At 52.9% G+C, this 21,447-nt stretch carries 16 protein-coding genes; 5 read left to right on the forward strand and 11 right to left on the reverse strand.

What is annotated here, in order from left to right; translation table 11 throughout:
- Positions 1 to 7: 7 nt before the first annotated feature.
- Both rtcB and rtcA read left to right on the forward strand, forming a co-directional pair.
- On the forward strand, positions 8 to 1,234 hold the full coding sequence (gene rtcB / locus D9741_RS03240; RefSeq protein WP_130217686.1) for an RNA-splicing ligase RtcB: 1,227 nt from the start codon (positions 8 to 10) through the stop codon (positions 1,232 to 1,234).
- A 3-nt stretch (positions 1,235 to 1,237) separates the two neighbouring features.
- Positions 1,238 to 2,254, forward strand: a complete 1,017-nt coding sequence (gene rtcA / locus D9741_RS03245; protein WP_130217684.1) for an RNA 3'-terminal phosphate cyclase — start codon at positions 1,238 to 1,240, stop codon at positions 2,252 to 2,254.
- Between the two features lie 42 nt (positions 2,255 to 2,296).
- On the opposite strand, the gene malT is transcribed toward rtcA, so the two are convergent.
- Positions 2,297 to 5,002 (reverse strand): HTH-type transcriptional regulator MalT, encoded by a 2,706-nt coding sequence (malT, locus tag D9741_RS03250; RefSeq protein WP_130217682.1) that lies wholly within the window; start codon positions 5,000 to 5,002, stop codon positions 2,297 to 2,299.
- Between the two features lie 623 nt (positions 5,003 to 5,625).
- Here malT and malP point away from each other — a divergent pair.
- Positions 5,626 to 8,019, forward strand: coding sequence for a maltodextrin phosphorylase (malP, locus tag D9741_RS03255; RefSeq protein ID WP_130217680.1), 2,394 nt, complete (start codon positions 5,626 to 5,628; stop codon positions 8,017 to 8,019).
- Positions 8,020 to 8,028: 9 nt separating this feature from the next.
- On the forward strand, positions 8,029 to 10,113 hold the full coding sequence (malQ, locus tag D9741_RS03260) for a 4-alpha-glucanotransferase (protein WP_130217678.1): 2,085 nt from the start codon (positions 8,029 to 8,031) through the stop codon (positions 10,111 to 10,113).
- Between the two features lie 110 nt (positions 10,114 to 10,223).
- Here the strand turns inward: malQ and gntT are convergent, their stop codons facing one another.
- The 3 genes from gntT to gntX form a co-directional block, all read right to left on the reverse strand.
- The gene (gene gntT / locus D9741_RS03265; RefSeq protein ID WP_001131744.1) at positions 10,224 to 11,540 is read right to left on the reverse strand and encodes a gluconate transporter; all 1,317 of its coding nucleotides are present in this window, start codon (positions 11,538 to 11,540) and stop codon (positions 10,224 to 10,226) included.
- A 349-nt stretch (positions 11,541 to 11,889) separates the two neighbouring features.
- A complete protein-coding gene (nfuA, locus tag D9741_RS03270) occupies positions 11,890 to 12,465 on the reverse strand; it encodes a Fe-S biogenesis protein NfuA (RefSeq protein ID WP_000619389.1) in 576 nt (191 codons plus the stop codon).
- 58 nt (positions 12,466 to 12,523) lie between these two features.
- The gene (gntX, locus tag D9741_RS03275) at positions 12,524 to 13,207 is read right to left on the reverse strand and encodes a DNA utilization protein GntX (protein WP_130217676.1); all 684 of its coding nucleotides are present in this window, start codon (positions 13,205 to 13,207) and stop codon (positions 12,524 to 12,526) included.
- Positions 13,208 to 13,244: 37 nt separating this feature from the next.
- Between gntX and bioH the strand changes: the two genes are divergently transcribed.
- The gene (gene bioH / locus D9741_RS03280) at positions 13,245 to 14,015 is read left to right on the forward strand and encodes a pimeloyl-ACP methyl ester esterase BioH (RefSeq protein ID WP_130217674.1); all 771 of its coding nucleotides are present in this window, start codon (positions 13,245 to 13,247) and stop codon (positions 14,013 to 14,015) included.
- A gap of 14 nt (positions 14,016 to 14,029) precedes the next feature.
- Here bioH and D9741_RS03285 read toward each other — a convergent pair whose 3' ends face one another.
- The 7 genes from D9741_RS03285 to D9741_RS03315 all read right to left on the reverse strand — a co-directional run bounded on the left by D9741_RS03285 (position 14,030) and on the right by D9741_RS03315 (position 21,405).
- A complete protein-coding gene (locus tag D9741_RS03285) occupies positions 14,030 to 14,398 on the reverse strand; it encodes a type II toxin-antitoxin system PemK/MazF family toxin (RefSeq protein WP_130217672.1) in 369 nt (122 codons plus the stop codon).
- Positions 14,392 to 14,661 (reverse strand): AbrB/MazE/SpoVT family DNA-binding domain-containing protein, encoded by a 270-nt coding sequence (locus D9741_RS03290; protein ID WP_130217670.1) that lies wholly within the window; start codon positions 14,659 to 14,661, stop codon positions 14,392 to 14,394. Before D9741_RS03290 ends, D9741_RS03285 begins: the two co-directional genes overlap by 7 nt.
- A 71-nt stretch (positions 14,662 to 14,732) precedes the next feature.
- Positions 14,733 to 15,611 (reverse strand): recombination-promoting nuclease RpnA, encoded by an 879-nt coding sequence (gene rpnA, locus D9741_RS03295; protein ID WP_130217668.1) that lies wholly within the window; start codon positions 15,609 to 15,611, stop codon positions 14,733 to 14,735.
- Between the two features lie 203 nt (positions 15,612 to 15,814).
- Complete coding sequence (feoC, locus tag D9741_RS03300; RefSeq protein ID WP_000157586.1) at positions 15,815 to 16,051, reverse strand: [Fe-S]-dependent transcriptional repressor FeoC; 237 nt, start codon at positions 16,049 to 16,051, stop codon at positions 15,815 to 15,817.
- A gap of 10 nt (positions 16,052 to 16,061) precedes the next feature.
- Positions 16,062 to 18,383, reverse strand: coding sequence for a Fe(2+) transporter permease subunit FeoB (feoB, locus tag D9741_RS03305; protein ID WP_130217666.1), 2,322 nt, complete (start codon positions 18,381 to 18,383; stop codon positions 16,062 to 16,064).
- Positions 18,384 to 18,399: 16 nt separating this feature from the next.
- Positions 18,400 to 18,627: a ferrous iron transporter A gene (feoA, locus tag D9741_RS03310; protein WP_001200455.1), complete on the reverse strand. Its 228-nt coding sequence runs from the start codon at positions 18,625 to 18,627 to the stop codon at positions 18,400 to 18,402.
- A 456-nt stretch (positions 18,628 to 19,083) separates the two neighbouring features.
- Complete coding sequence (locus D9741_RS03315) at positions 19,084 to 21,405, reverse strand: Tex family protein (protein ID WP_130217664.1); 2,322 nt, start codon at positions 21,403 to 21,405, stop codon at positions 19,084 to 19,086.
- Between the last annotated feature and the right edge of the window lie 42 nt (positions 21,406 to 21,447).

The following is a 21,447-nucleotide window of genomic DNA, read 5'->3' on the forward strand; positions in this document are numbered from 1 at the left end:
AAACAAAATGAATTACGAATTACTGACCACTGAAAATGCCCCGGTAAAAATGTGGACCAAAGGCGTGCCGGTAGAAGCCGATGCACGTCAGCAACTTATTAATACGGCGAAGATGCCGTTTATTTTCAAACATATTGCGGTAATGCCTGATGTACACCTGGGTAAAGGTTCCACCATTGGTAGCGTGATCCCGACCAAAGGGGCGATTATTCCGGCAGCGGTGGGCGTGGATATCGGTTGTGGAATGAACGCACTGCGTACCGCGTTAACGGCGGCAGACCTGCCTGAAAACCTGGTGGAGCTGCGTCAGGCGATTGAAACGGCCGTACCGCACGGGCGTACCACTGGCCGTTGTAAACGTGATAAAGGTGCCTGGGAAAATCCGCCTGTTAACGTCGATGCGAAATGGGCTGAGCTTGAAGCCGGTTATCAGTGGTTAACGCAAAAATATCCCCGTTTCCTTAACACTAACAACTATAAACACCTGGGAACGCTGGGAACGGGTAACCACTTTATTGAAATCTGCCTTGATGAGTCGGACCAGGTGTGGATTATGCTGCACTCCGGTTCACGCGGAATCGGTAACGCCATCGGAACATATTTTATCGATCTGGCACAAAAAGAGATGCAGGACCAGCTTGAGACGTTGCCGTCGCGTGATCTGGCGTACTTTATGGAAGGTACGGAATACTTTGATGATTACCTGAAAGCCGTGGCCTGGGCGCAGCTTTTTGCCAGCCTTAACCGCGATGCGATGATGGAAAACGTGGTAACGGCGTTGCAGAGCATTACGCAGAAAACGGTAAGACAGCCACAAACGCTGGCGATGGAAGAGATCAACTGTCACCACAACTATGTGCAAAAAGAACAGCACTTTGGCGAAGAGATCTATGTGACGCGTAAAGGCGCGGTGTCTGCGCGTGCTGGTCAATATGGAATTATTCCCGGTTCGATGGGAGCGAAAAGCTTTATCGTCCGTGGGCTGGGAAATGAAGAGTCGTTCTGTTCATGCAGCCACGGTGCCGGGCGGGTAATGAGCCGTACTAAAGCGAAAAAACTGTTCAGCGTGGAAGATCAAATTCGTGCCACCGCGCATGTGGAATGCCGTAAAGATGCCGAAGTGATCGACGAAATCCCGATGGCGTATAAAGATATTGATGCGGTGATGGCGGCACAAAGCGATCTGGTGGAAGTTATCTACACCCTGCGTCAGGTGGTGTGCGTAAAAGGATAAATGATGAAAAGGATGATTGCGCTGGATGGCGCACAGGGCGAAGGCGGCGGGCAGATCCTGCGTTCGGCGCTGAGCCTGTCGATGATAACCGGCCAGCCATTTACCATCACCGGCATTCGTGCCGGGCGGGCGAAACCGGGGCTGTTGCGCCAGCATCTGACTGCGGTAAAGGCGGCGACGGAAATTTGCGGAGCAACGGTGGAAGGCGCGGAGCTGGGATCGCAGCGCCTGGTCTTCCGGCCTGGTACCGTGCGCGGCGGCGATTACCGCTTTGCTATCGGTAGCGCCGGAAGTTGTACGCTGGTGCTGCAAACGGTGCTGCCCGCGCTGTGGTTTGCCGATGGGCCTTCGCGTGTTGAAGTGAGCGGCGGCACCGATAACCCGTCGGCCCCGCCTGCGGATTTTATCCGCCGGGTGCTGGAGCCGCTGCTGGCGAAAATAGGAGTTCATCAGCAAACCACATTATTACGCCACGGTTTTTACCCTGCCGGAGGCGGCGTGGTGGCAACGGATGTCTCGCCCGTGGCATCGTTTAACACCTTGCAACTTGGCGAGCGCGGGAACATTGTGCAGATGCGTGGAGAGGTGCTACTGGCTGGTGTGCCGCGCCATGTTGCTGAGCGTGAAATCGCTACACTGGTGGGTAGTTTTTCCCTGCATGAGCAGAATATTCATAACCTGCCGCGCGACCAGGGGCCGGGTAATACCGTCTCGCTTGAAGTCGAAAGTGAAAATATCACCGAACGCTTTTTTGTCGTCGGTGAAAAGCGCGTCAGTGCCGAGGTGGTCGCGGCACAGTTAGTGAAAGAGGTGAAACGCTACCTGGCAAGCCCAGCGGCGGTGGGGGAATATCTCGCTGACCAGTTGGTACTGCCGATGGCGCTGGCGGGCGCGGGAGAATTTACGGTCGCCCATCCCTCATGTCATCTGCTGACCAATATCGCCGTGGTGGAGCGTTTCTTGCCCGTGCAGTTCAGTCTGACAGAAACAGACGGCGTAACGCGAGTGAGCGTTGAATGATGCAGAGATGTAAGCCGGATCTGGCGCGTTATCCGGCTAAATTCACACTCCATACCCCATCATCTTCAGCAGTTTCTGCGCGTGTTGTACCGCAGCCTGGCGGTGGGCGACGCCGAGTTTTTGGTACAGATTGCGGATATGCGTTTTGATGGTGGTCGCTGCGACTTCCAGTTCACCGGCAATTTGTTCGTTGCTGTAACCGGAGTAAATCAGCCCCAGTACCTGCCATTCACGTTGTGTCAGCGGGCTGGTGCGGATAAGTTCTGGCACTTCCGGATGATTTAGCAGACGTTCAACGAAACTCTCATCGAAATGGGCGAATTTATGTCGATGATGTTGATTGATTTCCCGCAGAATACGCTGCGCGCGGTGCTGTTCCAGTTCCGGCAGCGTATTAAGCTGAATCAGCTGGCGCAGTTGTTGCGCCATCGCTTCGCCTTCAATGACAAAATGACTGATAAATCCAGTGCGGTTTGCCAGTTTTAATGCATCCAGCAGCACACGCTGGGCGTCGCTTTTACGCCCGGCTTGCCAGTACAACTGATTGAGTAAAAGCAGGTTACGGTTGAGGTCGCTCATCAACCGCAGACTGCGGGCGTTTTCGTTCAGTTCTTCGAGGACAATTTCCGCTGGTTCAAACTCTCCCAGCAAGATTTGTGCGCGGGCAATGTTGCGCCATTGACCTTGCAGGAAGTGATTGTTCGCAAACTCTGGTTTCGCAGTATGGCTCAGCCAGTTGGCGGCAGCCGCTTTATCTCCGGTCATTTGCCAGTAAATCACCCGGACTTTGTTGGCGTTAGAAATCCAGTCGCTGTGATATTTGCCATTCCCCAGCAGGTTTTCCAGACGGTTTAGCTGGCTACGGGCGTTATCTAAATCACCACGGGCCAGCGAGCATTGGATCAACATTGCCAGGCACTGAAGCTGTTGCTGCGGCTGATAAGACGACAAGACTTCAATCCCGCTTCGCGCCGAGGCTTCGGCTTCATCCAGCCGCGCCCAGGCCCATAGCAGCTGTGCACGGATGCGCACCAGAAACTCATGCATCGGCAACTGTTCCAGATGCTGCTCGTTGATCAACTGGAACGCTTTTTCCTGTGTTTCCCATGCAGTTTGCAGGAACCCTTGGGCAAACAGAATTTCACTTTGCTGAATCAGACTCCACAAAGCGTAGTGCCAGACATCGTGCTGGCGCGCCATTTGTTCGGTTTGCTGCATTAACGCCAGTGAACGGGTCAATTCGCCTTTGCAGTGCAACACTTCGCCAAGCACGGAGGTTGCCACAATGCGGCTGTAGAACCAGCCCGGGGGCAGTTCTTCCAGCGCCAGTTTTGCCAGCCGCTCGGCTTCATCCGGATTGCCGTCGTTAATAGCCACCTGGGCGCGCAGAGCGTTAAATTCTGCGTGCATGGTACCTTCCCTGATATCCTTGATCTCATGCTCGGCACGCGCCAGCAGGGTGTTCACTTCGCCATAGCGATGTTGGCTTTGCATCAGCCACGCCTGCAACAACACCAGCTGTGGGTTTTCCAGCAGGCTGTCCCACGGCAGGGCGTTGAGCGACTCTTCCAGCAGTGACAGTTCGCTATGGTTGAACAAACTCCAGGCGTGATTAAGCAGAATATCGCGCAGCATCAGCGCGTCGCCTGCGGCCAGCGCATGATGAATAGCTTCGCTGGGAAAACCTTGCGCCATCCAGCTTTCTGCGGCAGCACGGTGAATTTCCGGCAGTTCCGCCGCCAGTTCCCACTGGCAGCGCTGGCGCAGGAAGTTGCCAAACAACGGGTGATAGCAGAACCACTCGCCGGTATCATCCATCCGTTGCAAAAACAGTCCCTGACGTTCAATTTCTTCGAGGCGCATTTGCCCGTTGTCTTCACCGGTCACGCGGGTGATTAGCGCATCGTTCATCGAGCGTAAAATGGCACTTTTCAGTAGAAAATGGCGTGTCGCCAGATCAACGTTATCCAACACTTCATCGACCAGATAATCAGAAAGATGGCTGGCATTAATGCCCGCCAGGCGACGTGCGGATTTGTGCGCAGAGTGGGTATTCTGTCGGACGGAGAGGGCGATTAATTGTAAAGCCGTTGCCCAACCAGAAACGTCATCGCAAATCCGGCTACTTTCAGCGGCTTCAATGGGCGAAGACAGACGGCAATCAAAAAACTGCTTGGCTTCCTGGTGGGTAAACGCCAGTTGCTGGCTGCCAATTTCCAGCAGTTGGTCACGTACACGCAAATTGGCAATACCCAGTTGCGGAAGATTGCGCGACAAAACCACCAGGGTCAGATTTTCTGGTTGATGACGAATAAAGAAGCGCATTGACTCGTGAATCACTGGGTTGGTGATCAGATGATAATCGTCAATAACCAGGTAGAGCGGCTGGTGCCACTCTGCCAGTTCGATAAACAGTTGGGCAAAAAGTGAGGATAGACTGGCATATTGCCGCTTTTGCGCCATCACTTCACTGGCGGGGCAATGCCCGTTGGTGGCCTGTTGAATTGCGGCAATCAGGTAGCTGGCGAAACGTTCTTGCTGGTTATCGCCGTCATCCAGCGAGTACCAGCCCAAATCGTTTTTGCCTGCCGCCCATTGGGATATGAGCGTTGTCTTTCCGTAGCCCGCAGGACTTGTGATCAGCACCAGCCTGAAGTTGTTCGCGCCGGAAAGTTTAGCCAGCAGGCGCTCACGAACCACGGTATGGTCGAGTCGAACCGGACGACTTAATTTTGACGGAATCAGCATAGTTAATCACTTCACTGTGGAAATTGAGGAAATATTATTTTTTTTGCGCTTCGTAATTAATGGTTATAAGGTCGGCCAGAAATCTGTGCAATGCAAGCGATGACGGTTTTTTATGTGTCTGAATTTGCACTCTGTCACAATTCAAAACCTTTATTAATGTTTCATCTTAAAACTACGCTGATCCAGCGTAGATACTGGATCTTATGGTGTTTTCTCGTGGTTCAATAGTGTTATTAAAGCAATGATGCTTCCTTAATTCATGATGAAAGGTCTATCTAAAAAGATGATCTTAATAAATCTATTAAGAATGAGATGAATCACGATTGGTATTTCATTGCTGAAACTATTTCGCTGCTTTACTTAATTTATAGAGTGGCTTTCCGCTTTTTGATAATACGCGACGCCCTTTCTTACTGTTAATCGTCGATTTTTTTGCGCTCTTTGGCACTGGGCCGATGCTTTTGCAGTTGATTGCACTACCTTTAAGTGTTCGCGATCACATTTTCTTGCTCATCCCCGTCACTCCTCCCCGCCTAATCCCCCGTAGGATGAGGAAGGTCAACATGGAGCCTGGCAAACTAACGATAACGTTGTGTTTAATGTCTAAGAAAACTGGAACTCCTATGTCACAACCCATTTTTAATGAAAAGCAATTTCAGGAAGCCCTGTCACGTCAATGGCAGCGTTATGGCTTAACTTCTGCAGCTGAGATGACCCCTCGTCAGTGGTGGCAGGCCGTGAGTGAAGCGCTGGCGGAAATGTTGCGTGCCCAGCCTTTTGCCAAACCGACGGCGAATCAGCGCCATGTTAACTACATCTCAATGGAGTTTTTGATTGGTCGTCTGACGGGCAACAACCTGTTAAATCTCGGTTGGTATCAGGCTGTTCAGGATTCGCTGAAGTCTTATGACATCAACCTGACAGATTTGCTGGAAGAAGAGACTGACCCGGCGCTGGGCAACGGCGGTCTGGGCCGTCTGGCGGCATGTTTCCTCGACTCAATGGCGACCGTCGGACAGTCCGCAACAGGCTATGGTCTGAACTATCAATACGGTCTGTTCCGTCAGTCATTTGTTGACGGTCAACAAATGGAAGCGCCAGATGACTGGCATCGCGGTAACTATCCGTGGTTCAGCCATAATGAAGCGCTTGACGTGCAGGTTGGGATTGGTGGCAAGGTCACGAAAGACGGACGTTGGGAGCCCGCATTTACCATTACCGGCCAGGCGTGGGATTTACCTGTGTTGGGCTACCGAAATGGTGTGGCGCAGCCGCTGCGTTTATGGCAAGCGACACATGCGCATCCGTTTAACCTCACCAAATTCAACGACGGCGATTTCCTGCGTGCTGAACAACAGGGCATCGACGCTGAAAAACTGACTAAAGTGCTCTATCCAAACGACAACCATACTGCCGGTAAAAAACTGCGTCTGATGCAGCAATATTTCCAGTGCGCTTGTTCGGTTGCCGACATTCTGCGTCGTCACCATCTGGCGGGGCGTAAACTGCACGAACTGGCGGATTACGAAGTTATTCAGCTGAACGATACCCACCCGACTATCGCTATTCCGGAGCTGCTTCGTGTGCTAATCGATGAGCACCAGATGAGCTGGGATGACGCATGGGCAATCACCAGCAATACCTTTGCTTATACCAACCATACCCTGATGCCAGAAGCACTGGAGTGCTGGGATGAGAAACTGGTAAAAGCCCTGCTGCCACGCCATATGCAGGTAATCAACGAAATTAACAACCGCTTTAAGAAGTTGGTGGAAAAAACCTGGCCGGGCGATAAAGCGGTATGGGCGAAGCTGGCGGTGGTGCATGACAAACAAGTTCGCATGGCCAATATGTGCGTGGTAAGCGGCTTTGCGGTGAACGGTGTGGCGGCGCTGCACTCGGATCTGGTGGTGAAAGATCTGTTCCCGGAATATCACCAGCTATGGCCGAACAAATTCCATAACGTCACCAACGGTATTACGCCACGTCGCTGGATCAAACAGTGCAACCCGGCACTGGCGGCTCTGTTGGATAAATCACTGAAAAAAGAGTGGGCTAACGATCTCGATCAACTGATTAATCTGGAAAAATTCGCTGATGACGCGAAATTCCGTCAGCAATATCGCGAGATAAAACAGGCGAATAAAGTTCGTCTGGCGGAGTTTGTGAAAGTCCGTACTGGTATTGAAATCAATCCTCAGGCGATTTTCGATATTCAGATCAAACGCCTGCACGAGTACAAACGCCAGCACCTGAATCTGCTGCATATTCTGGCGTTGTACAAAGAGATTCGCGAGAACCCACAGGCTGACCGCGTACCGCGCGTGTTCCTGTTTGGAGCGAAAGCGGCACCGGGCTACTACCTGGCGAAGAACATTATCTTTGCGATCAACAAAGTGGCAGATGTGATCAACAACGATCCACAGGTGGGCGACAAGCTGAAGGTTGTATTCCTGCCAGATTATTGTGTATCTGCTGCGGAAATGCTGATCCCGGCGGCGGATATCTCCGAACAGATCTCCACCGCAGGTAAAGAAGCTTCTGGTACTGGCAATATGAAACTGGCGCTTAACGGTGCGCTCACTGTCGGCACGCTGGATGGCGCAAACGTCGAAATCGCTGAGAAAGTCGGTGAAGAGAATATCTTTATCTTTGGTCATACTGTCGAGCAGGTTAAGGCGCTGAAAGCGAAGGGCTATGACCCGGTGAAATGGCGGAAGAAAGATAAGGTCCTTGATGCGGTATTAAAAGAGCTGGAAAGCGGTAAATATAGCGATGGCGATAAACACGCGTTTGACCAGATGCTGCATAGCCTCGGTAAGCAGGGCGGCGATCCGTATCTGGTGATGGCGGACTTTGCGGCTTATGTCGAAGCGCAAAAACGCGTGGATGTGCTGTACCGCGACCATGAGGCCTGGACTCGCGCGGCGATCCTCAATACCGCCCGCTGCGGTATGTTCAGCTCGGATCGCTCAATCCGTGATTATCAGGCTCGTATCTGGCAGGCAAAACGCTAAGGAAGCGCGATGGAAAGCAAACGTCTGGATAAAGCCGCGTTGGCGGCGGGGATCAGCCCCAATTACATCAATGCCCACGGAAAACCGCAGTCGATTAGCGCCGAAACCAAACGGCGTTTGCTTGATGCGATGCATCAAAGTACCGCCACGAAAGTGGCGGTAACACCAGTGCCAAATGTCATGGTGTATACCTCCGGGAAAAAAATGCCAATGGCGGTAGAGGGCAGCGGCGAATTTAGCTGGTTGCTGACCACCGAAGAAGGTACGCAGTACAAAGGCCACGTGAGCGGTGGTAACGCATTCAATCTACCGACGAAGCTGCCGGAAGGTTATCACACGCTGACGCTTACCCAGGATGAACAGCGTGCTCATTGTCGGGTGATTGTCGCCCCGAAACGCTGCTACGAACCGCAGGCATTGCTCAACAAGCAAAAGCTGTGGGGGGCCTGCGTTCAGCTTTATACGCTGCGATCGGAAAAAAACTGGGGTATTGGGGATTTTGGCGATCTCAAAGCGATGCTGGTGGATGTGGCGAAACGTGGTGGAGCGTTTATCGGCCTGAATCCGATTCATGCGCTCTATCCGGCAAACCCGGAAAGCGCCAGCCCATATAGCCCGTCTTCTCGCCGCTGGCTGAACGTGATTTATATCGACGTCAACGCCGTTGAAGATTTTCAGCTGAGCGAAGAGGCGCAAACCTGGTGGCACATGCCGACGACGCAGCAGACGCTGCAACAGGCGCGGGATGCCGACTGGGTCGATTACTCCACGGTTACCGCCTTAAAAATGACAGCATTGCGCATGGCGTGGAAAGGTTTCGCGCAACGTGATGATGAGCAGATGACCGCGTTTCGCCAGTTTGTTGCAGAGCAAGGCGACAGCCTGTTTTGGCAGGCAGCCTTTGATGCGCTACATGCCCAGCAAGTGAAAGAAGACGAAATGCGCTGGGGCTGGCCAGTATGGCCTGAGATGTATCAGAACGTGGATTCGCCAGAAGTGCGTCAGTTCTGCGAAGAACATCGCGATGACGTCGATTTTTATCTCTGGTTGCAGTGGCTGGCTTACAGCCAGTTTGCCGCCTGCTGGGAGATAAGCCAGGGCTATGAAATGCCGATTGGCTTGTATCGTGATCTGGCGGTTGGTGTAGCAGAAGGTGGGGCAGAAACCTGGTGCGACCGTGAACTGTATTGCCTGAAAGCGTCGGTTGGCGCGCCGCCGGATATCCTCGGCCCGTTGGGGCAGAACTGGGGATTGCCTCCGATGGACCCGCATATCATCACCGCGCGCGCCTATGAACCGTTTATCGAGCTGCTGCGTGCCAATATGCAAAACTGCGGCGCATTACGAATTGACCATGTGATGTCGATGCTGCGTTTGTGGTGGATACCGTATGGCGAGACGGCGGATCAGGGGGCATATGTTCACTATCCGGTGGATGATCTGCTCTCGATTCTGGCACTTGAAAGTCAGCGTCATCGCTGCATGGTGATTGGGGAAGATCTCGGCACTGTACCAGTAGAGATTGTCGGTAAACTGCGCAGTAGCGGTGTTTACTCCTATAAAGTGCTCTATTTCGAAAGCGACCATGAGAAGACATTCCGCGCGCCGAAAGCGTACCCGGAGCAGTCGATGGCAGTTGCGGCGACACACGACCTGCCAACGCTTCGCGGTTACTGGGAGAGCGGTGATTTAACGCTGGGCAAAACGCTGGGGCTGTATCCGGATGAAGAGGTGCTACGCGGTTTGTATCATGATCGCGAACTGGCGAAGCAGGGGCTGCTGGATGCACTGCATAAATACGGTTGTCTGCCTAAACGCGCCGGGCATAAGGCGTCGCTGATGGCGATGACGCCGACGCTTAATCGTGGTTTGCAACGCTACATTGCCGACAGTAACAGCGCCCTGTTAGGGCTACAGCCGGAAGACTGGCTCGATATGGCGGAACCGGTAAATATTCCTGGAACCAGTTACCAGTACAAAAACTGGCGACGCAAGCTTTCCGCAACGTTTGAGACGATGTTTGCCGATGATGGGGTGAACAAGTTGATTAAGGATCTGGACAAGCGGCGCAGGGCGGTAGGGAAGAAGAAGTAGAGTGCGGTTGATGCCGGATGCGACGCTTGACGCGTCTTATCCGGCCTACTAATTAATGCCGAATCGTAGGCCGGATAAGGCGTTCACGCCGCATCCGGCCATCAGTATTATCAAATCACCATATTCAGCAGCAGACAGCCAACCAGACCGCACACTGAGATAATGGTTTCCAGCATCGACCAGGACTTGATGGTCTCGCCGATAGTCAGGTTAAAGTACTCTTTGAACAGCCAGAAGCCCGGATCGTTCACGTGCGAGAAAATCACACTACCGGAACCAACCGCAATAACCATCAGCTCTGGGCTAACGCCTGTCGTTGCAATCAGCGGTGCCGCGATACCACCCGCAGTGATTGCCGCAACGGTTGCGGAACCCAGCGCGATACGCAGTACGGCAGCAATCGACCATGCCATCAGCAGCGGAGAAATGTTGGTTTCGTGCATCATGGAAGCAATGTATTTGTCCACGCCGCTGTCTACCAGCACCTGCTTGAACGCACCGCCACCGCCGATGATCAACAGCATCATCGCAATGATTTTGATGGAAGAAACCAGCGTGTCGTTAATCTGATCCATTGAACGGCCACGGTTCAGACCAAAGGTGAACATCGCAATCAGCACAGCAATCAGCGTTGCCATTACCGGGTCACCGAGGAACTCCGCCACCGGCAGGAACGCGTGACCTTTCGGCAAGATCATTTCGGCAATCGCACGCATCGCCATCAGCACAACCGGCACCAGAGAGGTCCAGACGCTGACGCCAAAGCTCGGCATCTCTTCTTCGCTGAAGGTTTTCGCGCTGTACAGACCTTCCGGGATTGGCTTATCGATACCTTTCAGCACGCGAGCGTAAACCGGACCCGCGAGAATCACGGTCGGGATTGCCAGAATGGTGCCGTACAGCAGGGTTTTACCCATATCGGCCTGGAAGATGGTGGCAATCGCAGTCGGACCCGGATGCGGCGGCAGGAAACCGTGAGTAACAGACAGCGCAGCAGCCATCGGTACACCAACGTACAACAGTGGAATATTCGCCGCTGCAGCGATAGTGAACACCAGAGGCAGCATCAGTACGAAACCCACTTCATAGAACAGGGCAAAACCAACGGTGAAACCGGTCAGTACCACTGCCCACTGGATGTGCTTTTTACCAAATTTGGCAATCAGCGTGGTGGCGATACGTTGTGCACCACCGCAGTCTGCCAGCATTTTGCCCAGCATTGCGCCAAAACCCATGATCAGGGCAAGGCTACCGAGCGTACCGCCGACACCGGCTTTGATAGAGCCAATAACTTTATCCAGTGGCATACCTTGCATTAATCCAACAGCAAGCGCCACCAGGACGAGAGCGATGAAGCCGTTCATTTTGAAGCGGATCATCAGGAGTAATAACAAGATTACACCGATAGCAACAATGACTAATGGCATGATTTACCTGGCCTTTCATTTGTTATGGGTAACGTCAGGCTTCTGACGATAAATTCTGATCGTCCCAACTGGGAACAGAGATATAACAGCACCATGGCTGACGACTTCTAAAACTAATTAGTGTAGTCAGATGTTATGAGTGTGTTTGGTGCCCACGCAAATGATACGGGTAACATTGTGTGCTTGAGAATCACCAGAGCGGGGTAAATTTAAATTATGAGAGGTTGGTCATATTATCGCGGGGAAACGAAGGGATGGATTTGCCGAGTCAATGTAGAGCCAATGCCTGGCAGACGGCCCGATAAGACGCTTTAGCGTCGCATCGGGCTATCTACAAAAGAGGGGTGACTTAGTAGTAAGAGTGCTCGCCGCGCTGGTGTTCGGTGAGATCGCGTACACCTTTCAGCTCCGGGAATTCGTTCAGCAGCTGCTTCTCGATCCCTTCTTTCAGCGTCACATCGACCATAGAACAACCGTTACAGCCGCCGCCGAATTGCAGAATGGCGTAACCGTCTTCGGTGATTTCCATCAGCGAAACGCGACCACCGTGACCGGCAAGTTGCGGGTTGATCTGCGATTGCAGCATATACTCCACACGCTCCATCAGTGGCGCATCGTCAGCCACTTTACGCATTTTGGCGTTCGGGGCTTTCAGCGTCAGCTGAGAACCCAACTGGTCGGTAACAAAGTCGATCTCTGCATCTTCCAGGTATGGCGCGCTTAACTCATCAACATACGCAGTCAGCAGGTCAAATTTCAGGGCGGTGTCGGTGGCTTCCACAGCGTCCGGCGGACAATAAGAAACGCCACATTCAGCGTTAGGCGTGCCAGGGTTAATCACAAATACGCGGATTTGTGTCCCTTCTTCCTGGTTTGCCAGCAGTTTGGCAAAGTGCGCTTGTGCAGCATCGGAAATACGGATCATAGTAATGGCCTAATAGTTGACTATTTTAGTTGGTTATAATACGCCCATCATCGAGGCTCTACAAGGTTCGACAAAGGCACCAGACCTGGACTGTCGCCGCACCATTGCGTAAAAGCAGCTGCGCAATCTCTGCGACGGTACTTCCGGTGGTAACGACATCATCCACAATCACCATATGGCGACCTTGCACAGGCAATTCAAGGCGAAAAGCATTTTTCAGGTTGCGCTTGCGCAGCCGGGCACTGAGAAAATGCTGGATAGCGGTGGCCCGTGTTCGTACGACGGCTTCGCTATCCCACTGGCAGTGCAACCAGCGTGATAACGGCTGACACAGCAAATCGCTCTGATTAAATCCCCGACGCCAGTGACGCCGCTGCCATAACGGAACGCTGATGATGCGATCCGGCAGTTGTAATCCGGTAGTCCGACGGGCGTGTAAGACTTCCAATAGTAACAGACGTGCCAGGGCGCTGGCGATTTCGCTGCGCCGGGAAAACTTAAGCTGGTGGATGAGCGGACTTAATGGCGGCGCATAGTTGGCGACCGTGACCAGTCTTTGCCAGGGCGGCGGTTTTTGCAGGCAGCGGCCGCAAGGAAGATGTGAGTGTGTGGCAGGTAATCCACATTGTGGGCATAACGTTTTATCTGTACGGGCGGCGCGTGAACAGACCGAACAAATCCCCCAATGACCTAACGCCAGCGGCATTCGGCATAGCCAGCATAATCCCGGTACTGTTAGCATATGTTCATCCTTGTAAGTAAAAAGAGAACAATAGCGGATGAATAACATCTGGTGGCAGACCAAAGGTCAGGGGAATGTTCATCTTGTGCTGCTGCACGGATGGGGACTGAATGCTGAAGTGTGGCGTTGCATTGACGAGGAACTTAGCTCGCATTTTACGCTGCACCTTGTTGACCTGCCCGGCTTCGGGCGCAGCCAGGGATTTGGTGCGATGTCGCTTGCTGAGATGGCAGAAGTCGTGCTGCGACAGGCACCAGATAAGGCCATCTGGCTGGGCTGGAGTCTGGGTGGACTGGTGGCAAGCCAGATTGCGTTAACCCATCCCGAGCGTGTTCAGGCGTTGGTTACCGTGGCATCGTCACCGTGTTTCAGTGCTTGTGACGGCTGGCCTGGGATAAAACCGGACGTGCTAGCAGGTTTCCAGCAGCAACTGAGTGAAGATTTTCAGCGGACAGTAGAACGGTTCCTTGCGTTACAAACCATGGGTACAGAAACGGCACGCCAGGATGCGCGAGCGCTGAAGAAAACCGTTCTGGCGTTACCGATGCCGGAGGTTGACGTGCTTAATGGTGGGCTGGAAATTCTGAAAACGGTCGATCTCCGTCAGCCGCTGCAAAACGTACCTATGCCGTTTTTGCGATTGTATGGCTATCTCGACGGTCTGGTGCCGCGCAAAGTGGTGCCGATGCTGGATAAACTCTGGCCGCACAGCGAGTCATACATCTTCGCCAAAGCGGCCCATGCGCCGTTTATTTCGCATCCGGACGAGTTTTGTCACCTGCTGGTGGCATTGAAGCAGAGGGTGTAGGCAGGAAGTGAGGGTTACTGTTGTGGGTCGATTATATTCACCAGTTTACCGATCACCTCACTAATCAATGCTTCATCGGCAACAGTATGAAATTTAGCGCCACGGGCAATAAGATCGACTGCTTTCAGCTGGTGACAAAGCACAACGCCATGCAGGTTACCGGTTTGCGTATCATGGGGGAGGACGTTCACCGTCACCCCTGTGGAACGTGCTGCATTTGCCCCTGTTGAAATCGGACAGCACATAGCAACTTTTAAAACATTGTTGAGTTCTTTGTCTGTTACCACAATGCAATAATGTGGATCCCGAAGTTCATGCCCGGCAACCGGATCAGGGTTAAAACACCAAATCTCACCACGATGTGGCGTCCGTGCCTTTACCATGCTTCATTACCTTTTTTCCCTTCAGCCCATCCTTCTGTGGACTGATTTAGCTCCGTAATTTCGCTTTCATCGATCTGACTCAACAACTGCGCGACGGTAAGACGCCCACGTGGTTTGTGCTCTGTTGCGCGCAAATTAACGCTATCGCCTTTTTTCTCCACGGTAAGCTCTGTGCCCGGTGACCAGCCAAGATCGGTGGCAACATCTCGTGGGATAGTAACGATCATGGCTCCTCCTTGTTGCCGTAATTTCACTGTCTGCATATCAGTTCCTAAGTGCTACTTTGTGTTACACGTAAGATAGCACAAAGTAGCACTTAAGCAGGGGATAGTGTCTACTGGTTCGCCGCAGCCAATTCTTCCTCTGACAGCCCGGTAAATCGCAGAACGTCCTCAAGAGGGACTCCGGCATCCAGCATGGTTTTGGCAATAGCACGTATACCTTTCTGAAACCCCTCCTGCCGCAATCTTTCCGCAATAGTCATTAAACTCTCCTTGTGTTTCGGTGAACGTTCGGCCACACCGTCGATAAAATCGTTAAAACGCACCGCATCGCCGGTTTGCAATATGTAATTAAACAGCCCTTTGATTTGTCTGTCATTAGCGTATCCACTACTTAATAAGCAGGCCATTTGCTCTACCAGCCCCATCAGGTCGCGTTGACGAATATGTTTTTGAATTAACTCCAGCAGCGCCATGCGTCGGTGTTGCATGATTTCATCATCAGGCATGACGGTGACATCAATCAGCGGAAATGCAGAGGCGTAAAGCTGCCTGGCCAGGTTGGGATCGGCGAAACAATCCAGCCAACACAGCGAATAGGGATAGGGGCTTTCAATACCGTGGTAAAACAACAACGGCACCACCATCGGCAACGTTTTGTATCCGGCATCAAGGTGATTTTGCATTGCGGCAATGGCGTAACGCATCATGCGAAATGCGATCAGTTTGTTTGAGGTGCTTTGATGTTCAATCAGGCAATAGATATATCCCGGTCCTTGTTCCGTTTTCACCGACCACAGCACGTCGGAGTAGCTTTCACGCAGATCGTCATCAATAAAACTGCTCGACTCCAGCTTGAGGGTTTTCATATCACAGAGCGCGTGAATGGGGGCCGGTAAATGGAACGCAAGAAAATCGCGTGCCGTGTCCGGTTGGCGTAAAAAGAGTTTGAACAGTGCATCGTGTGGGGTGGAACTCTGCTTTTTGCTCATGGCGTTCCTTCACCTGTTGTTTGAATGCCGCGACTCTACGCGCCACTCCACACCTGTGCATTAGCCAGTTTTCATCCCTGCGAGACACTTTCAGAGGAACTTCCGTCGTGCTGCAAGAATTGCATTTTTATGGAAAGCCGCACGCAAAAAAAGCCCGGTTGCAAACGCATACCGGGCTTTTCAAAACAGGCGGTGGAGTATGGTTAACGCAGCGCCCACCACTCGCGCAGACAGGCTTTTCCTTCCGGGCAGCTTTTACAACTGCCGGAGAGGCAGCCGTCAGGTTCTTCCTGAATCCGCACGGCTTTGCCCATACTTTCCAGTTGTTGCAGCATGGCGTTAATCATTGGCTGTGGAGTGTTCAATGTCTGGCTTATCTGGGCCGCTTCCATACGACCCCGTAACGCCAGCAAATCACGCACCTGAATGAGCGAAGCCATTGCTGTATCCTTAGTGGCAATCGCCAGTCGTGCTGGCTGCACAGCAACTGCTTACCGACTTGCGCGTTGCCAGCAGTTCGATATCCACCCGGCTACGCGCGCGGCGCAGCAGACCGATAACCACGATGTTAAACAGGATAACCGCCAGAATGCACACCAGGCTGTAAGTTGGATGCTGACTGTAGCTGGCGACCTGATAGAACAATGTTGCCAGCGAGTAAGCGATATTCAGCCCCCACAGGATGGAGAAGCCCATCCAGCCACGGCTTGATTCACGCGCGATAGCACCCATCACCGAGATGCACGGTACATACAGCAGGACGAAAATCAGGTAGCTGTATGCGGCAGCTGCGCTACCGAATTTCTGATCCATCACGCCCATCGCCCCGGTACCCATTTCGCCGTCGCCTTTGCTCGCTTCAATGGGGTTCATCAGTACGCTAAGGCTGAAGGTGTCTTTCAGGCTCTGCCAGGTTTCATCTACCGCGCTGAACAGCTCTTCACCGAGGTTAAATTCTGCCGGATTGAACTCTTCGTCCTGAATATTTTCTGCGGTGTAGAGGGTGTTGAGCGTACCCACCACCACTTCTTTCGCCATTGCGCCCGTGAACAGGCCAACCGTTGCCTGCCAGTTATCTTCATGTACGCCAATCGGCTTGAAGACCGGAGTGATCACACGGCTGACGGAAGCCAGCGCCGAGTCGTTGATGTTATCGACGATTTTCCCGCTCAACGAGAAGCTGTTGAAGGCGCTCAGGAAAATGCTGACGATGATGATCACTTTACCTGCGCGCATCACGAAGCCTTTCAGACGCTGCCAGGTCTGGATAATCAGACTCTTAACGTGTGGTACGTGATAGACCGGCAGCTCCATGACGAACGGCGTCGCTTCACCGCGCATGATGGTGTACTTGAGCATCAGGCCCGTCAGCACCGCCATCACGATACCCAGCATATACAGCGAGAAGACCGCCAGCGCGCCGTTCTGCCCGAAGAAGGCAGCCGCAAATACTGCGAAGATAGCCAGACGCGCGCCGCAGGACATAAACGGTGCCATCATGATGGTCATCAGACGTTCACGCGGTGCATCAAGCGTACGTGCGCCCATTACCGACGGTACGTTACAACCGAAACCAACGATCAGCGGTACAAAGGATTTCCCCGGCAAGCCCAGCGCCTGCATCAGACGGTCCATCACAAACGCCGCACGCGCCATATAGCCGGAGTCCTCAAGGAAGGAGAGGAACAGGTACATCATGCCGATCTGCGGCACCAGTGGCAGCACGGTGTTAATACCGCCGCCCAGGCCCTGGGCGAGGAAGATAGTCAGCCAGTCCGGGAAGTGGAGCGTGTAGCCAATCCACTGAATACCATGCACAAAGAGTGCTACGGAGCCGACGTCAAACAGCGGCTGTAACGCCCCGCCGATGTTGATAGCCAGCAGGAACATCAGGTACATCACAAAGAGGAAAATCGGCAGCCCGAGAAAACGGTTGAGCACGATTTTATCTACCGCAGTGGTGAAACGGCTGGGTTCTGCCGTCAGCGTGTTGCTTACCACATCGCAGATAGCAGCAATACACTGGTAACGCGCATCGGCAATGTGCAGCGCCGGATCGTCCATCTCATTACGCAGACGGGCAAGGGCGGCATCCAGATGCTGCGACGCTTCACCGGCGTAGGCGCGGCTGTAGATATCGCCTTCCAGCATTTGCAGGCCCAGCCAGCGACGCTGCTTGAGCGGGATGTCGGACGGCATCACTTTTGCCAGCGAGTCGGCTTCATTGATTAGCGGCTGGGCGTAATGCACCAGTTCTACATTGTCGTTGGCTTTGTAGCGGTCAATCGCCAGTTTCAGAGCTTCGATACCGCGACCACGCGTGGAAACCAGTGGAACTACCGGGCAGCCAAGACGCGCCGACAGCGCATCAATTTCGATGCGAATATTTTGTTTCTCGGCAATGTCGAGCATGTTCAGCGCCACGATGCAGGGAATGCCGAGTTCCAGCAGCTGTAGCGTCAAGTACAGGTTACGCTCAAGGTTAGACGCATCCACCACGTTAATCAGCAGATCGGCGTCGCCACTCAAAATGTAGTGGCAGGCGATTTGCTCGTCCAACGACGTCTGCGATGAAATAGTAGTCAGAGAATAAGTACCGGGCAGATCCACCAGCGTGACCTGATGATCGGTGGTGGAAAACTGACCCTCTTTACGTTCGACGGTAACGCCAGCCCAGTTACCTACACGCTGACGTGCTCCGGTGAGCTGGTTAAATAAGGTTGTCTTGCCAGAATTTGGATTACCAATTAAGCCAATGGTTAATTTTTTCATTGTTGTTATCACCGTATTAACAGGAAACCGCTTCCACTTCTAATAAGGCCAGATCTTTTTTGCGTAATACCAGGCTTACACGACGGGTTTCGATATGAATGGGGTCGCCGAGTGGAGCGACGCGCACCACATTAAAAGAGGAGCCAGGTAACATGCCAAGAGAAAGCAGTTTTTGGCGATATGCCGGGCTGATTTCACGGGAAAAGCCAGTGATTTTCCACGCAGTATCTGGAGTGTATTGCATAGGTGCCTACTTGTTTCTCACTAACTGGATAACTACCTCATGGGGCGTTTGACAGCGACATGAGACCAGATGATTTGCCAACGAAGGAGAGATTAAATAATCAACAGTACAATGATAATGAGAATGGTTTCTATCAGCAATACTTAAAATGTGTGCGAATGTTGGTTTAGATAATAATCTGACTCAATGTTGATGTGGCTCAAGGTTATATCGCAGCCAAAATATAATTCGAATGACGAATTATTAGGGCGGGTTAATGTTTAATTAAGGTTTCAGTTGTTAATGATGTGATAAATATTAACGGAATATATTGTGAGTTTGGCTGTGGAATAAATATGCCGGAGAATATCTCCGGCATATTTATGTCAGGCAAGGCGTTCGTTGCCAGATGCGGCGTGAACGCCTTATCTGGCCTACGATTTCGTGAAAATTTGAACCGTAGGCCAATCAGGGTGTTTAACGCTTTTTACCCATTGCTGCCGCCAGCGCATCCATCATCGCGCTGTTACCGGCAGGCTGCGCTTCACGCCCACGCGGTTTGGCTGCCGGGCGGTTGTTTTGCGGGCGATCGTTACCGCCGCCGCGACGAGCGTTGGTTTCGCCAGGCTGCTCGTCCAGACGCATGGTCAGGGCGATACGTTTACGCTGAAGATCCACTTCCAGCACTTTCACCTTCACAATGTCGCCCGCTTTCACCACGGTATGCGGATCTTCCACAAACTTGTTCGACAAAGAAGAGATGTGAACCAGGCCGTCCTGATGTACGCCGATATCAACAAAAGCACCAAAATTGGTGACGTTGGTGACCGCGCCTTCGAGGATCATACCCGGTTGCAGGTCGTTCATTGTCTCGACGCCATCGGCAAACTGAGCGGTTTTAAATTCCGGACGCGGATCGCGACCCGGTTTTTCCAGCTCTTTGATGATGTCGGTTACTGTCGGCACACCGAATTTCTCATCGGTGAAATCAGACGCTTTCAGATTACGCAGTTCACTGCTGTTACCCATCAGATCTTTCAGCGCCTGCTGTGTTGTTGCCAGAATGCGTTCCACCACCGGATAGGCTTCCGGGTGAACGGTAGACGCGTCCAGCGGGTTATCACCGTGGTTAATGCGCAAGAAGCCCGCACACTGCTCGAAGGCTTTCGGCCCCAGACGGCTCACTTTTAACAGTTGCTGACGATTCTGGAACTGGCCGTTCTCATCGCGCCAGGCCACGATGTTTTGCGCCATCATGCGCGTCAGGCCCGCTACGCGAGTTAACAGCGGAACAGAAGCGGTGTTGAGATCAACGCCAACGGCGTTTACGCAGTCTTCTACTACTGCATCCAGCTTGCGGGCCAGTTGCGTCTGGCTGACGTCATGCTGATATTGACCCACGCCGATAGATTTCGGATCGATTTTCACCAGCTCCGCCAGCGGATCCTGCAAACGGCGGGCGATAGATACTGCGCCACGCAGAGAAACGTCGAGATCCGGGAACTCCTGCGCTGCCAGCTCGGAAGCCGAGTAAACTGATGCGCCAGCTTCGCTGACGATCACTTTCTGCGCGGTCACTTTCGGGAACTGCTTCTGGACATCAAGATAGAAACGCTCGGTTTCGCGGGAAGCTGTACCGTTGCCGATCGCCACCAGTTCAACGTTATGCTTTTCACACAGGGCAGCAACGGTCATCGCTGCTTTTGCGGCTTGTCCGGTGTGCGGGTAAATGGTATCGGTTGCCACCAGTTTGCCGGTTGCATCGACTACCGCTACTTTTACCCCGGTACGCAGACCCGGATCGAGGCCCATCGTCGCACGCAGTCCGGCAGGGGCCGCCATCAGCAGATCGTGCAGGTTACGGGCAAAGACATTAATCGCTTCATCTTCCGCACGTTCGCGCACGGTGCCCATCAGTTCGGTTTCCAGATGCATCAGCACCTTGATGCGCCACGTCCAGCTCACCACGCCTTTGCGCCAGCTATCCGCCGGGGCATTGTTCAGGCGCAGGCCGAGATGATCCATGATGATTTGCTCGCAATAGCTCTCTTTTGGCGGCTCATCGAACTGCGGATCGGCATTCAGCGAAAGCTGGAGTATGCCTTCGTTACGCCCACGGAACATCGCCAGCGCACGGTGCGAAGGCACCGTTGACAGCGGTTCGTGATGATCGAAATAGTCGCGGAATTTCGCCCCTTCCTCTTCTTTACCGCTCACCACCGTAGAAACCAAATGCGCGTTTTTCCACAGATAATCACGCACTTTTGCCAGCAGCGCGGCATCTTCGGCAAAGCGTTCCATCAGGATATAACGCGCGCCGTCCAGCGCGGCTTTGGTATCTGCCACGCCTTTATCGGCATCAACATATTGTGCAGCGGCGACTTCTGGCATGTGTGATGGATCGCTCCACAGCAGGTCAGCCAACGGCTCAAGCCCTGCTTCAATGGCGATTTGCCCGCGGGTACGACGTTTAGGTTTGTAAGGCAGGTAGAGGTCTTCGAGTTCGGTTTTGCTCAAGGTAGCGTTGATGGCATTCGCCAGCTCGTCGGTGAGTTTACCTTGCTCAGAAATGGACTTGAGAATAGCCTGACGTCTCTCTTCCAGCTCGCGCAGATATCCCAGACGTGTTTCCAGATTACGCAGCTGCGTGTCATCCAGACCGCCGGTGATTTCCTTACGATAACGTGCGATAAACGGCACGGTATTCCCTTCGTCAAGCAGGCGAACGGCAGCGTCAACCTGTTCCGGGCGCGCCTGAATTTCACCCGCAATAATGCGGCAGAACGAATCATTCATCATGGTGTGAGTTCATCTTTTCGGATCAAAAATCAGGGGATAGTT

The organism is Escherichia sp. E14V7, from assembly GCF_004212225.1.
Lineage (GTDB): Bacteria > Pseudomonadota > Gammaproteobacteria > Enterobacterales > Enterobacteriaceae > Escherichia.

Excerpts from the sequence above, each read along its gene's own strand:
- feoC (WP_000157586.1), bottom strand. The coding sequence starts at position 16,051 with ATGGCTTCGCTCATTCAGGTGCGTGATTTGCTGGCGTTACGGGGTCGT.
- gntX (WP_130217676.1), bottom strand. The coding sequence starts at position 13,207 with ATGCTAACAGTACCGGGATTATGCTGGCTATGCCGAATGCCGCTGGCG.
- feoB (WP_130217666.1), bottom strand. The coding sequence starts at position 18,383 with ATGAAAAAATTAACCATTGGCTTAATTGGTAATCCAAATTCTGGCAAG.
- D9741_RS03285 (WP_130217672.1), bottom strand. The coding sequence starts at position 14,398 with ATGGTAAAGGCACGGACGCCACATCGTGGTGAGATTTGGTGTTTTAAC.
- nfuA (WP_000619389.1), bottom strand. The coding sequence starts at position 12,465 with ATGATCCGTATTTCCGATGCTGCACAAGCGCACTTTGCCAAACTGCTG.
- malQ (WP_130217678.1), top strand. The coding sequence starts at position 8,029 with ATGGAAAGCAAACGTCTGGATAAAGCCGCGTTGGCGGCGGGGATCAGC.
- rpnA (WP_130217668.1), bottom strand. The coding sequence starts at position 15,611 with ATGAGCAAAAAGCAGAGTTCCACCCCACACGATGCACTGTTCAAACTC.
- bioH (WP_130217674.1), top strand. The coding sequence starts at position 13,245 with ATGAATAACATCTGGTGGCAGACCAAAGGTCAGGGGAATGTTCATCTT.
- gntT (WP_001131744.1), bottom strand. The coding sequence starts at position 11,540 with ATGCCATTAGTCATTGTTGCTATCGGTGTAATCTTGTTATTACTCCTG.
- rtcB (WP_130217686.1), top strand. The coding sequence starts at position 8 with ATGAATTACGAATTACTGACCACTGAAAATGCCCCGGTAAAAATGTGG.
- malT (WP_130217682.1), bottom strand. The coding sequence starts at position 5,002 with ATGCTGATTCCGTCAAAATTAAGTCGTCCGGTTCGACTCGACCATACC.
- feoA (WP_001200455.1), bottom strand. The coding sequence starts at position 18,627 with ATGCAATACACTCCAGATACTGCGTGGAAAATCACTGGCTTTTCCCGT.
- malP (WP_130217680.1), top strand. The coding sequence starts at position 5,626 with ATGTCACAACCCATTTTTAATGAAAAGCAATTTCAGGAAGCCCTGTCA.
- rtcA (WP_130217684.1), top strand. The coding sequence starts at position 1,238 with ATGAAAAGGATGATTGCGCTGGATGGCGCACAGGGCGAAGGCGGCGGG.
- D9741_RS03315 (WP_130217664.1), bottom strand. The coding sequence starts at position 21,405 with ATGATGAATGATTCGTTCTGCCGCATTATTGCGGGTGAAATTCAGGCG.
- D9741_RS03290 (WP_130217670.1), bottom strand. The coding sequence starts at position 14,661 with ATGCAGACAGTGAAATTACGGCAACAAGGAGGAGCCATGATCGTTACT.